At 70.9% G+C, this 13,344-nt stretch carries 6 protein-coding genes, 1 rRNA gene and 1 pseudogene; 5 read left to right on the top strand and 3 right to left on the bottom strand.

Annotation, left to right across the window (positions count from 1 at the left end):
• Window positions 1–6 precede the first annotated feature (6 nt).
• Window positions 7–1,431: an MFS transporter gene (locus F3L20_RS30715; RefSeq protein WP_145829577.1), complete on the bottom strand. Its 1,425-nt coding sequence runs from the start codon at window positions 1,429–1,431 to the stop codon at window positions 7–9.
• A 738-nt stretch (window positions 1,432–2,169) separates the two neighbouring features.
• On the opposite strand from F3L20_RS30715, the pseudogene F3L20_RS30710 reads away from it, so the two are divergent.
• A pseudogene (locus tag F3L20_RS30710) lies at window positions 2,170–4,290 on the top strand (asparagine synthase-related protein).
• A gap of 418 nt (window positions 4,291–4,708) precedes the next feature.
• On the opposite strand, the gene F3L20_RS30705 reads toward F3L20_RS30710, so the two are convergent.
• The gene (locus tag F3L20_RS30705; protein ID WP_145829579.1) at window positions 4,709–5,440 is read right to left on the bottom strand and encodes a TetR/AcrR family transcriptional regulator; all 732 of its coding nucleotides are present in this window, start codon (window positions 5,438–5,440) and stop codon (window positions 4,709–4,711) included.
• Window positions 5,441–5,816: 376 nt separating this feature from the next.
• On the opposite strand from F3L20_RS30705, the gene F3L20_RS30700 reads away from it, so the two are divergent.
• On the top strand, window positions 5,817–7,196 hold the full coding sequence (locus tag F3L20_RS30700) for an NAD(P)/FAD-dependent oxidoreductase (protein WP_150157045.1): 1,380 nt from the start codon (window positions 5,817–5,819) through the stop codon (window positions 7,194–7,196).
• A gap of 171 nt (window positions 7,197–7,367) precedes the next feature.
• Window positions 7,368–9,023 carry an ATP-binding SpoIIE family protein phosphatase gene (locus tag F3L20_RS30695; protein WP_150157044.1) on the top strand — a complete coding sequence of 552 codons (1,656 nt, stop codon included), beginning with the start codon at window positions 7,368–7,370 and terminating at the stop codon, window positions 9,021–9,023.
• Window positions 9,024–9,039: 16 nt separating this feature from the next.
• On the opposite strand, the gene F3L20_RS30690 is transcribed toward F3L20_RS30695, so the two are convergent.
• Window positions 9,040–10,308, bottom strand: coding sequence for an MFS transporter (locus F3L20_RS30690; protein WP_150157555.1), 1,269 nt, complete (start codon window positions 10,306–10,308; stop codon window positions 9,040–9,042).
• Window positions 10,309–10,431: 123 nt separating this feature from the next.
• Here F3L20_RS30690 and F3L20_RS30685 point away from each other — a divergent pair, with 123 nt between their 5' ends.
• Entirely contained in the window at window positions 10,432–10,980 is a 549-nt protein-coding gene (locus tag F3L20_RS30685) for a MarR family winged helix-turn-helix transcriptional regulator (protein WP_145829582.1), read from the top strand.
• A gap of 646 nt (window positions 10,981–11,626) precedes the next feature.
• Window positions 11,627–13,150 (top strand): 16S ribosomal RNA (locus F3L20_RS30675).
• The last annotated feature ends 194 nt before the right edge of the window (window positions 13,151–13,344 follow it).

The raw sequence follows: 13,344 nt of genomic DNA, 5'->3' as shown, positions 1-13,344 counted from the left end.
GAGCGGTCAGGCCGTCGTCATCAGCAGCGGGCGGGCGCGCTCGCGCAGCTCGACCACGCGCGGCTCGTCGCCGTAGGGCTCCAGCCGGTGCAACAGGTCCCTGACGTACTCCGTGGTGCGGGCGGAGGAGATGCGGCCCGCCACCTCCACGGCCCGTACGCCCTGTTCGCAGGCCGCGTCCAGGTTGCCGGACTCCAGTTCGGCGACCGCGGAGACCACCAGACGCAGGCCGTGCGAGCGCACGAACTCCTCGGTCGGCCTCGACAGCGCCTGCTCGGTGAAGCGGCGGACCTGGCGGGGCGCCTTCAGGTCGCGGTAGCACTCCGCGGCGTCGGCGGCGAAACGGTCGTAGGAGTAGAAGCCGAGCCAGGTCGGGTCGCTGTCGCCGGGGCGGGACCGCTCCAGCCAGCTCTCCGCCGCCTTCAGCGCGGCGCCGGCCGCGTGGGCGTCACCGGCGCGTGCGTGCGCGCGTGCCTCCACGAGGCGGAAGAAACTCAGGGTGCGGGCGGTGGCCAGGCCCCGGTTGCGCTCCAGTGCCGCCTGGGCGAGGTCCACGCCCTCGTCGCCGAAGCCGCGGTAGGTCGCCTGCAGCGACATCGAGGCGAGGACGTACCCGCCGAGCGGCACGTCGGCCGCCGCGCGGGCCAGCCGCAGGGCCTGGATGTAGTAGCGCTGGGCCGCCTCCTGCTGGCCGGTGTCGAAGGCCATCCAGCCCGCGAGGCGGGTCAGTTCGGCCGACGCGCCGAAGAGGGAGCGGCCCACGTCGTCGGAGTAGGAGCCGAGCAGCAGCGGGGCCGCCTCGACCCGGAGGCACTCGGGCACCATCGACGAACGCCAGTCGCCGCCGCCGTACTTGGAGTCCCAGCGCCGGGCGTCCTCCGCGGCCTCGCGCAGCTTCCGTACGTCGCTGTGGCCGACTTTGAGCGGTGCGCCGGAGCCGTCGGACGGACTCACCTCGCGCGCCACCGAACTGTCGGCCGGGGTTATCAGCCACCGTGACGCGGGGGTCGCGTACGCGCTCACCGCGAACGACCCGGCCAGGGACTGCCAGATGCCGCCGGAGCCGGCGCGGCGGCCCGCGAGGTCCAGCCGGTACAGCTCCGTCGCGCTGCGCACCGCCTGGCCGACGTCACGGGGGAAGGCGAGGCCCACCTCGGGCGCGGGATCGGCGTCCGCGAGACCGATCTCGTGCAGCGGCACGGGACGGCCCAGCTTCTGGCCGATGGCGGCGGCGATCAGGTGCGGGGCGGCACCCTGGGGCACCATTCCCTTCGACACCCAGCGCGCCACCGACGTCTTGTCGTAGCGAAGCGTCAGTCCTCGCTGTGCGCCAAGGTCGTTGACGCGCCGCGCGAGGCCGGCGTTCGAGATTCCCGCGAGGGCGAGAACGGCGCCGAGTTTTTCGTTCGGCCCGCGTTGCTCCCTGGACATGCGCCACCCCTCGACACAGACGGCTGCCGCACTGGCATAACCACGCGGCATTCGTAAACCCAGCGTAGTTCGCCGCATCCCAAGCGTTAAGGGGCATTCTTCCGGATGGCGGGATTGTGGTCCGTACTGAAGTACGGGTCCGATACGCGCAGTTGCGGCGTGCTCCCGGTGTGTGGCCGTGCGCCTGTCCGTGCGCTCTTCTCCGGCCATCACGGGAGCGGTTCCATGGTCCGTGCGTGGGTCGGCCCGCTGTACTGGATCCGGTGGGCTGGGGGAACACCGCCGCCTACATCCCCGCGGGCGGCGGAACGGTCCGGGAGACGCGCTCCGTCTCCCGGACCGTGCGCCCCGCGGTGGTGCGCAGAGCCTGCACGGAGCGTGTTCGAGTGTGATCTCGCCGCTTCGATATGGCCGAAAATCGATGCCACTCTTTTCGGCGAATCCGCCTTTCCATCCAGGTAGTTGAGGGCGCGTTGGTGGCTTTGGGGGCGCGTTGTGGGGGCGCATTCGCGTCGAAGCGGCCTGGTGGGCGGCGGGCATTCCGATGTCGATCAGCGTGCCTCGGGCGGGTGTTCGGGCGACCGCGGACCCAACACCCGTCGAGGGTAGGTGTATCCGCCGGGGCGCATTCGGCGGAGCACACACCGCTCCGGCGGCGTTACCGAGCGCCTCCTTCATGGCAGCATGGGGAACCGGTTCGTACGGTGCACTGGTTGTCCACAGCTTGTGGAGGCGGCGATGCGGTGGTTGGTGGGATGGAGCAGCACCGCCGCGGCGGCCGGGGGGTACGGCCCCGTCGGCTCCGCCGGTGCCACCGGCGTCGACGGCGAGACCGTGCAGCCGGTGGGTTCCCAAATGCTGTGGGGCGACCCCGACCCCCTGTGGGCGGTCGGCGACTGGCGCCCCGACGAGGTACGGGTGGTCTCGTCCGACGCGCAGACCCGCATCGCCGTCCTGGGCACCTGCGGCGCCTCCGACGAACAGCTGCGCGTCGCCCTCTTCGCCGCGCGGGGCGGGGCGCTGCGGCACCTCACCGCCTGGCCGGGCAGCTACACGGCCGTCGTCCAGGTCGGCCGCCGGGTCACCGTGTGCGGCGACCTCGCCGGCGCCCGGCCCGTCTTCCACACTCCCTGGGCGGGCGGCACCGCGTACGCCACCGCCGCCCTGCCGCTCGCCGACCTCGTCGAGGCCAACCTCGACTTCGGGCACCTCGCCGCGCTGCTCGCCGCGCCCGACGTGCCCGCCGCACTGCAGGACTCCACCCCGTACGACGGCGTGAAGCGCATTCCGCCGGGGCACGCGCTGATCCTGCGCGCCGGGGCCCGGGAGGTCGCCGGATACGAACCCGTCGCCTCGCTGGCCGTCGCCGCCCCGCCCGCCGACCCCGATCACGCGGTGGACGCGGTGCGGGACGCGCTGGTGGAGGCCGTGCGGACCCGGCTGGCCGCCCCCCGGCACGTCCCCGGGGCCGACATAGACCCCGGTCCGGTACCGGGGATGGGGCCCGCGGAACGGCGCGCGGCCCGTGGCACTCCGGTCGCGGGGATCGGCGCCGATCTGTCCGGCGGGCCGGCCTCGGGGGCGCTCGCCCTGCTGGCCGCCGGGCTCCCCGGGATGCCGGGGACCGTCCTGGGGCACGGCACCGGCGCGGGGGAGCGGCTGCTGGCCGTCACCTTCAACGACCTCGCGGCCGGTGACGCCGGGGGGCGCGACGAGGGCGAACTGGAGCGGGCCGGTGCCCTGGCCGCCAACCCGCGGCTGCACCACGTGGTGGTCGCGGGCGGGGAGTCGACGCTTCCGTACGTCGAGCTGGACGGGCCGCTGACCGACGAGCCGGGGCCGTCCCTGGTCGCCGCGGCGCGGCACCGGGCGCGGCTCGCGGCCGGCAGCGCGGACCACTTCACCGGGTACGGGGCCAAGCAGGTGCTCGACGCGCATCCGGCGCGCCTGGCCGACCTGCTGCTGGACCGCAAACGGCGGCACCTGGTGCGGCCGGTCGCCGCCCTCGCCAAGGCCGACGGGTCCGTGATGGTGCCGGCGCGGGTCTACGCGGCGGCGCGGCGGCTGGCGCGGACGCCGTACCGGACGGGGCTCGAGTCCCTCGCGGAGCGGCTGCTGCGGCGGAAGCTGGACGACGATGGGCCGGGCGGGGCCGCGGACGCCTCCCTGGCGGCGCTGACCTGGGGGAGACCCGGGCCCGCGGCGCGCTGGCTGACCGGTGAGGCGCTGGCTGAAGTATCGGTTCGCCTCCAGGCGTCGACGTGGCGGTCCGAGGTCGGGCCGGGGCAGCGGCCCGGGGACTTCCGGGCGCGGGCGGCGCTGGCGCGGTACGCGGCGGACGTGCGGGTGCTGGAGCAGGCGGCGGAGATCCGGTCGCAGCGGCTGCACACGCCGTTCCTCGACAACCAGGTGGTGCGCGCGGCCCGCGCCCTGCCGGAGGCGCTGCGGGTGCAGCCGGGGGCCCGGGCCTCGATCCTGCGGTCGGTGCTGGAGGGTGCGGGGGTGCGGGATCTGCCGGCGGGGTGGGGGACGCCGGGGTCGCCACGTCGGCGGTCGCGGCGCGGACGGGGCTGCGGGTGGCGGCGGGGTCGCTGATCTCGCTGTTCGACACGCCGTTGCTCGCGGAGGCGGGGCTGGTGGAGGCGCGGGTGGTGCGCAAGGCGTTGCGGGGGCGGCGCAGGGGAGGCGCTGCCGCTGGACGGGCTGGCGGATCTGGTGGCGCTGGAGGTGTGGCTGCGGCGGCTGCTGGCGCGGCGGGGGACGTGCTGGACGGGGACGCCGGCGCGGCAGCGGGCGGTGCCGGGAGGGATCGCGCCGCAGCGGGGGGCGCTGGGCGCGGGGGCAGCGGGGTCCCGGTGAGGGGCTTGTGTTCGGTGGGGGTGAGGTCTGACGGGGTGCGGTGCGGGGTGGGGTGGGGGGTGCCAGGCGGTGGGGGCGGGCGTAGCGCCCAGGGGCGGTGGGCGGTGCGGGGACGGGGCGGAGGTGGTCGTCCTCGGTCTTGCGCGATGGAGGCGCTTGGGGGTGGGGGGTGTTGACGCGCCAGCCGCTGCGGGCGCCCACCCCCTCCCCGTCCCCTCCCCGCCGTCGGCGGCCACAGCACCACCGTGGCGACCATCGCCGCCCACCGCTCGCGGCGCATCTGCCCCGGCCCGCACATACACCGGGTGATTCTGAAAGCCCTGCCGGGTTGTGAGGTATGTACGCAGGCCGGCGCCCGGGTGGGGTTGTGGGCCCCTGCGGCGGGTGCCGGCCTGGGTGGCGGAAGAGTGACCGTGGGTCAGGGCCGGCTGCGGAGCCCCTCCAGGAGGATGTCCAGCAGCCGGGCCGACGCCGCCGCCTGCTGCGCCGCATCCGGCAACGAAGGCGCCGACGTGGCGATCACGAGCAGCACGTCCGACACGGACACGTCCGCCCGCAGCTCACCCGCCGCCCGCGCCCGGTCCACCAGTTGACCGACGACGTCGAGCAGCTCCGCAGCCCCCGCGTCGTCCTCCGCGCGCTTCTCCGGCACCAGCCGCAGCTCCCCCGCCGGCTGCGTCCGCTGCTGCGGCAGCCGCGCGTGGTCCGGCAGGCCCCGCTCCTCCGCCACACCGACCCGCAGCACCTGCGGCGGCAGCAGCCGCCCCGCGCCGGAGGCGACCGACGTGCGCAGGAAGCGGGACAGCGCCGACCACGGCTCGTCCTCCTGGCCCAGCGCCGCACGCGCCTGCTCGGTCAGCCGGGAGGTCTCCTCCTCGGCGATCCGCCGCACCAGCACGTCCTTGCTCGGGAACCGCCGGTACACGGTGCCCACACCGACACGGGCCCGGCGGGCCACGTCCTCCATGGGCGCGCCGTAGCCCAGCTCGCCGAAGACCTCACGCGCGGCGCGCAGCACGTGCTCCAGGTTCCGCTGCGCGTCCACGCGCAGCGGTGTGGTGCGTCCGCCGTCCGGGCGTCCGCCCGAGGCCGCGCTCATCGTGGCGCCGGCGGCGACAGCGGACGACCAATGAGAGTCCTGAACATGCATGTGTATTCCCCCGGTAATGACGTCTCCCCCCGGAGACTCTCCCCGCCATTGACGACTGGGGCGTGTGGAACGGGACCGGCCTGTCGGTCCCGCCCGTCGCGGACCCGACGAGCACATCCCCCTGCACCCCGTCGACACACGAACATAGTTGAGCGGGAGTCAATTCAGAAGGGGCACGTTCCGCACGGAGCGCCCCTCGATCGGAGCACGAGTCGTATACGTCCTGAATGTTCCCCCGAATGGGGGGCGATCATAGGGTGTGACCTGCGGAGATCGGGTGTGGGTCGGTAAATCGGCCAACCACGGCCGGTGAAGTCGTCCGGTCACACAATTCGTCGAGGCTGTGGACAAACGGAAGCGACGGGTGCGTCATGGGATGGTGAAGGAACGTGCGCGCATTCTCGTTGTCGGCGGCGGCTACGTCGGGATGTACACGGCCCTGCGCCTGCAACGAAGGCTGAAACGGGAGCTCGCGAGAGGCGAGGCCGAGATCACGGTCGTCACCCCCGATCCGTACATGACGTATCAGCCCTTCCTTCCCGAAGCGGCCGCCGGTGCCATTTCCCCTCGTCACGTCGTCGTACCGCTGCGTCGTGTCCTCGACCGGTGCCGCGTCGTCATCGGGGAGGCCACCGCCGTCGACCACGCCGCGCGCACGGCCACCGTGCGCACGCCGGCCACCGAGGAGGAAGGCACGGACGGGCAGCGGATCCCGTACGACGAACTGGTCCTCGCCCCCGGCTCCGTGGCGCGCACCCTGCCGATCCCGGGCCTCGCCGAGCACGCCATCGGCTTCAAGACCGTCGAGGAGGCCATCGGCCTGCGCAACCACGTGCTGGAGCAGATGGACATCGCCTCCTCCACACGCGACCCCGCCGTCCGGGACGCCGCGCTGACGTTCGTCTTCGTCGGCGGCGGTTACGCGGGTGTGGAGGCGCTCGGCGAACTGGAGGACATGGCCCGGTACGCCGCGCGGTACTACCACAACCTCCGCCCCGAGGACATGAAGTGGATCCTCGTGGAGGCGTCCGGCCGGATCCTGCCCGAGGTCGGCGAGGAGATGGGCCGCTACACGGTCACCGAACTGCGGCGGCGCAACATCGACGTCCGTCTGGAGACGCGCCTGGAGTCCTGCGCCGACCGGGTGGCCGTACTGAGCGACGGATCGCGTTTCCCGACGCGGACGGTCGTGTGGACGGCCGGGGTGAAGCCGCATCCGGTGCTGGCCGCCACCGACCTGCCGCTGAACGAACGGGGCCGGCTGCGCTGCACCGCCGAACTGGCCGTCGAGGGCGCGGCCCACGCCTGGGCCGCCGGGGACGCCGCCGCCGTGCCCGACGTGACCGCGCGGGAGAAGGGGCGGGAGTGCGCCCCCAACGCGCAGCACGCCCTCCGCCAGGCCCGGGTGCTCGGTGACAACGTCGTCCACGCCCTGCGCGGCGAACCGCTGGAGACGTACGCCCACAAGTACGCCGGTTCCGTCGCCTCCCTGGGGCTGCACAAGGGGGTCGCCCAGGTCTACGGGCGCAAGCTGAAGGGCTATCCCGCCTGGCTGATGCACCGGACCTATCACCTCAGCCGGGTGCCGACCTTCAACCGGAAGGCGCGCGTGGCCGCGGAGTGGACGCTCGCGGGGCTCTTCAAGCGGGAGATCGTCTCGCTCGGTTCACTCGAACACCCTCGGGCGGAGTTCGAACTGGCGGCCGGTGGAAAGCCTTCCCAGGACCCACCGCACAACCCGAAGGGGTCGTCCTGACCGGACCCAGGAACTCTCGCGGCCGGACCGGCGTCTAGCGGATGTCGGCCCGGCCGGACCCTGCCAGACTGGGCCAACGCCGCGGGGCGGCACTGCCCGCCCCCGGTGCGGCCCCCGGGCCCCGGCCGGTCCCGGTATCCGGCCGCCGACAACTACACGAGGCAAGGATTCGTGAACTTCACGCGCTGGAGCGCCCGGCTCCCCGGAACGCAGCGCCGCGCCGCAGCGCGGACCGAGCAGACGGTTTCCCCGGACCGGCGGGGAGAGGGCTCCGTGCCCGCGGCCCGCGCCGAACAGCTCACCGACGGGGAGCACCCCGCGCCCGCGGTGGACGAACTCGCGGTGCGCGAGGTCCTGGACCGCGTCCCCTACCTCGTCGCCCTCGTGCACGGCCCGGAGCACCGCATCGCCTACGTCAACGACGCTTACACGGCCGCCTTCGGCGTCCGCCCCGTCGGCGCGCCCGCCCGGGGAGCGCTCCCGGAACTCGACGAGCTGGGTCTGCTGCCCCTCCTCGACCAGGTCCTGCGCAGCGGCAAGCCCCGCACGGTGAAGTCCCGCAAGGCCCCCGACGGCCGCTCCTACACGTTCACCTGCACCCCGGCCGGCGAGGGCGACGGCCGCGGAGTGCTGATCTTCGCCACCGACGTCACCGACCACGCAGAGGCGGCCGAGCGGCTGCGCGCCAGCGAGCGCAGACAGCGCGAGACCGCCGTCACCCTCCAGCGTTCCCTCCTCCCGCAGGAACTCGAGGAGCCCGACGACCTGCGCGTCGCGGCCACCTACCACCCCGGCGGCACCGAGGCGGCCGTCGGCGGCGACTGGTACGACGTGATCACCCTCGGCGGCGGCCGCACCGCCCTGGTCATCGGCGACGTGATGGGCCGGGGTGTGCGGGCCGCCGCCGTCATGGGACAGCTGCGCACGGCCGTCCGGGCCTACGCGCGCCTCGACCTCCCGCCGCACGAGGTGCTCCAGCTGCTCGACGGCCTCGCCATGGAGATCGACGCCAACCAGATCGCCACCTGCGTGTACGCCATCCACGATCCCAACGAGGGACGCCTGGTGTACGCCTCCGCGGGCCACCTCCCCATCCTGGTCCGGGACGAGAACGGCACCGTGCGGCGCGCCGACGAACCGACCGGCCCCCCGCTCGGCACCGGCGGCTGGATGCACTCCTCGGGTTCCGTGCCGCTCGGCCCGGGCTCGACCGCCGTCCTCTACACCGACGGACTCGTCGAGCGCCGCAACGAGGACCTCGACGAGGGCATCGCCGCCCTGGAGCGCGCCCTGGCCGGAGCCACCGGCAGCCCTCAGGTCGTCTGCGACCGCCTGGTCCGCTCGGCCGGCGTCACCCCGGACCACGACGACGACGTCGCCGTCCTGGTCCTGCAGCATCCCGCGCGTACGGGAGCGGAGAGCGAGCTGTTCCGCAACGCCGCCCTCGAACTGCTCGGCGGGGTCGAGGCGGCACCCCGCGCGCGTGCCTTCGCGTCGGGCGTGCTGACCAGCTGGCGCTTCCCCGCGGAACTGCACGACCTGGGAGTACTGGCGACCAGCGAACTGGTCGCCAACTCCCTCCAGCACGGCACACCCCCGATGCGGCTGCGGCTGCGCCGCACCGACCGCCGCCTGATCATCGAGGTCACCGACGGCGACGACCACCTGCCGAGGCGCCGTCGCGCGGAGCCCGGCGACGAGGCCGGCCGGGGCATCGCCATCGTCGCGACGATCGCCTCCACCTGGGGGAGCAGACGCACACCGGGCGGCGGCAAGGCGGTCTGGTGCGAGTTCCTGCTGCCCGCGCCCGCCGGCGTCGCCGTGTGACGGGCGGGGCGCGCGGTCAGGCGCGGGCCGGTGCCTGCTCCGCACCGCCCTGGGCCACCACCCGGCTGCGCGCCGTCGACGGATGGTCCTGCACCTCGGTGAGCTGCCGCCCCAGCCGCACGGCCAACACGGTGATGCCCAGCGAGAACAACAGGAAGACCACGATGTACGGCGCGTGCAGCGAGGCGCCCAGCGGCCCGCCCACGGCCGGTCCCACGGCCAGCGCGAGCTGCTTCACCAGGGCGAAGGCCGAGTTGTACTGACCGGCCATGCCGGTCGGCGCGAGATCGGCGACCAGCGGCGCCAGCGTCGGCGAGAGCATGGCTTCGCCGAGCCCGAAGAGCGCGTACGTCGAGACGAACGCGGCGGTCGCCATCGCCTGGCTCCCGTGCCCCAGGCCCGCGTACCCGGCCACGGCCCACGCCACGGCCCAGATGAGACCGACCGAGGCGATCACCCGCGACCGCTTGCGCCGCTCCACGAAGCGCAGCACCGCGAACTGCGCGACGACGATCACCAGCGTGTTCGCCGCCAGCGCCGTCCCCAGCGCGGACGTGGAGATTCCGGCGGCCTCGACGCCGTAGGCGCTCAGGCCCGATTCGAACTGGCCGTAGCAGGCGAAGAACAGCACGAAGCCCAGCACGCACAGCTGCACCATCGCCCGGTTGCCCAGCAACTGTTTCCAGCTGCTGCCGCCCGACTGGGCAGGGGCGCCGTCGATCCGTGGCGAGCGCGGCATCCGTACCGTCGCCATCACCACGACGAGCAGCAGGAACATCGCCGCTTCGAGGGAGAAGAGGAGGGTGAAGGAGCCCGCTTTGCCCGGATCGACCAGGTGACCACCGATGAGACCGCCGACGCCGAGCCCGAGGTTCTGCAGGAAGAACTGCGTGGCGAACGCCCGCGACCGGGTCTCCGGGCCTGAGCACTCCACGATCATCGTCGCGAGCGCCGGCTGCATGACCGCCTGCCCGGCGCCGAGCGCCGCCGCCGACAGCAGCACGGTCGCCGCGCTGCCCGACAGACCGAGGCTCAGCGCGCCGATCGCGGCGGTGACGAGGGCGGCGAGCAGCACCGGAAGCGGGCCACGCCGGACGATGGCCCGCCCGGCAAGTGGCAGCACGATCAGCGCGGCCACGGCGAAGACGGCGAGGACGAGTCCCGCCGTCACCGGCCCCAGCCCGCGCACCTGCGCGACGTAGACATACAGGTACGGGACCGTGAAGCCCAGCCCGAAAGCGCTGAGTGCGTTGCCCACGTGGATCCGGCGCATCGCTGCGCCCATCGCCCTGGTCACGTTCACCTCTCTCACACGTTAGGAGTGAAGACTTAGAAGCTAAAGTTCGAAGCTAAAGAGTACACAGAGAAGGACTTCAAGGCAAAGAAGGGCCGTGCCATACTGCGGAGCATGGGCGACACCCCCGGCGTGGAAGAGCCGACACTCGAAGAGCAGATCGCCGCCTACCAGCGCGAGTTCCAGGACCTCGACCCGCAGGTCGAGAAGATCGTCAACGCGCTGTCCCGGCTGAACCGCCGCATGAACGTCGCCTACGGCCGCCAGACCGCCGAGCTCGGCATCACCAACGCGGACTGGGAGGTCCTCAAGGCCCTCGTCCTGTCCGGCGCCCCCTACCGCATGGGCCCCAGTGACCTGGCCAAGCGCCTGGGTCTGACGCCGGCCGCCATGACCCACCGCATCGACCGCATGGTCACGGAAGGTCTGGTCACCCGGGAGCGGGACGAGAACAACCGGGTGCGCGTCATCGTGGAGCTCACCCCGGCCGGCCGGGAGAAGTGGCAGGAGGCCATGCGGATGGCCACCGTCTTCGAGGCGGACCTGCTGCAGGACCTCGACCAGGACGAGCGGGCGACCCTCGGCGAGGTACTCACCCGCCTCCTGCGGCGGGTGGAGGACGCCCAGCCGGACGCCGGCGGACGCCTCACCGACCTGGACTGAGCGGGATCCGACCCGGTCCGAAAGATCTTGGGCGTGGGTACTTGACGCGCTCCCACCCGGTCCGTAAGGTTCTTCGGGTTGCCACGGGGCCGTAACGGTTCTCCGGCAGCACTTCCGCCGCGACAGCGGCATCACACCTCAGTACGACCTCCCAGCGGGATCGATTTCGGCATGTCCGAATTCAATGCCGCACTCCCGATTTGGGGAACACGGAGAGAGTCCGCTAAGGTTTGAGACGTCGGGACGGCCCAACGGCCGGGAAGACGAGCCCCGCTGACTGGGGGTCAGAGCGAGAAACTGGATCTGATAAAGTCGGAACCGTCGGAAAGGGAAAAGCGCGAAAGCGTTTGAACCTGGAAAGCGCCGAGAAAATCAGGTCGGAAAGATCTGATAGAGTCGGAAACGCAAGACCGAAGGGAAGCGCCCGGAGGAAAGCCCGAGAGGGTGAGTACAAAGGAAGCGTCCGTTCCTTGAGAACTCAACAGCGTGCCAAAAGTCAACGCCAGATATGTTGATACCCCGTCCATCCGGTTTCGGATGGTCGAGGTTCCTTTGAAGAAAAACACAGCGAGGACGCTGTGAACGTCGGGACTATTCCTCCCGATGTTCCGCTCTCGTGATGTGTGCACCCGATTACGGGTAAACATTCACGGAGAGTTTGATCCTGGCTCAGGACGAACGCTGGCGGCGTGCTTAACACATGCAAGTCGAACGATGAACCACTTCGGTGGGGATTAGTGGCGAACGGGTGAGTAACACGTGGGCAATCTGCCCTGCACTCTGGGACAAGCCCTGGAAACGGGGTCTAATACCGGATACTGACCCTCGCAGGCATCTGCGAGGTTCGAAAGCTCCGGCGGTGCAGGATGAGCCCGCGGCCTATCAGCTTGTTGGTGAGGTAATGGCTCACCAAGGCGACGACGGGTAGCCGGCCTGAGAGGGCGACCGGCCACACTGGGACTGAGACACGGCCCAGACTCCTACGGGAGGCAGCAGTGGGGAATATTGCACAATGGGCGAAAGCCTGATGCAGCGACGCCGCGTGAGGGATGACGGCCTTCGGGTTGTAAACCTCTTTCAGCAGGGAAGAAGCGAAAGTGACGGTACCTGCAGAAGAAGCGCCGGCTAACTACGTGCCAGCAGCCGCGGTAATACGTAGGGCGCGAGCGTTGTCCGGAATTATTGGGCGTAAAGAGCTCGTAGGCGGCTTGTCACGTCGGTTGTGAAAGCCCGGGGCTTAACCCCGGGTCTGCAGTCGATACGGGCAGGCTAGAGTTCGGTAGGGGAGATCGGAATTCCTGGTGTAGCGGTGAAATGCGCAGATATCAGGAGGAACACCGGTGGCGAAGGCGGATCTCTGGGCCGATACTGACGCTGAGGAGCGAAAGCGTGGGGAGCGAACAGGATTAGATACCCTGGTAGTCCACGCCGTAAACGGTGGGCACTAGGTGTGGGCGACATTCCACGTCGTCCGTGCCGCAGCTAACGCATTAAGTGCCCCGCCTGGGGAGTACGGCCGCAAGGCTAAAACTCAAAGGAATTGACGGGGGCCCGCACAAGCGGCGGAGCATGTGGCTTAATTCGACGCAACGCGAAGAACCTTACCAAGGCTTGACATACACCGGAAAGCATTAGAGATAGTGCCCCCTTGTGGTCGGTGTACAGGTGGTGCATGGCTGTCGTCAGCTCGTGTCGTGAGATGTTGGGTTAAGTCCCGCAACGAGCGCAACCCTTGTCCCGTGTTGCCAGCAGGCCCTTGTGGTGCTGGGGACTCACGGGAGACCGCCGGGGTCAACTCGGAGGAAGGTGGGGACGACGTCAAGTCATCATGCCCCTTATGTCTTGGGCTGCACACGTGCTACAATGGCCGGTACAATGAGCTGCGATACCGTGAGGTGGAGCGAATCTCAAAAAGCCGGTCTCAGTTCGGATTGGGGTCTGCAACTCGACCCCATGAAGTCGGAGTCGCTAGTAATCGCAGATCAGCATTGCTGCGGTGAATACGTTCCCGGGCCTTGTACACACCGCCCGTCACGTCACGAAAGTCGGTAACACCCGAAGCCGGTGGCCCAACCCCTTGTGGGAGGGAGCTGTCGAAGGTGGGACTGGCGATTGGACGAAGTCGTAACAAGGTAGCCGTACCGGAAGGTGCGGCTGGATCACCTCCTTTCTAAGGAGCACTTCTTACCAACTTCGGTTGGTCAGAGGCCAGTTCATCAGCGAACGTCTGATGCTGGTTGCTCATGGGTGGAACGTTGACTATTCGGTCCGGATCTCGGGTCGGTGGCTGCCAGTACTGCTCTTCGGAGCGTGGAACGCATGATCACCGGGTGGGACCGGACCGGGCGCGCTGTTGGGTGTCTG

The sequence above is a fragment of the Streptomyces tendae genome (genome assembly GCF_008632955.1).
Lineage (GTDB): Bacteria > Actinomycetota > Actinomycetes > Streptomycetales > Streptomycetaceae > Streptomyces.
The sequence above is the reverse complement of the archived record's forward strand: the minus strand, read 5'-3'. Positions and strand labels throughout refer to the sequence as shown.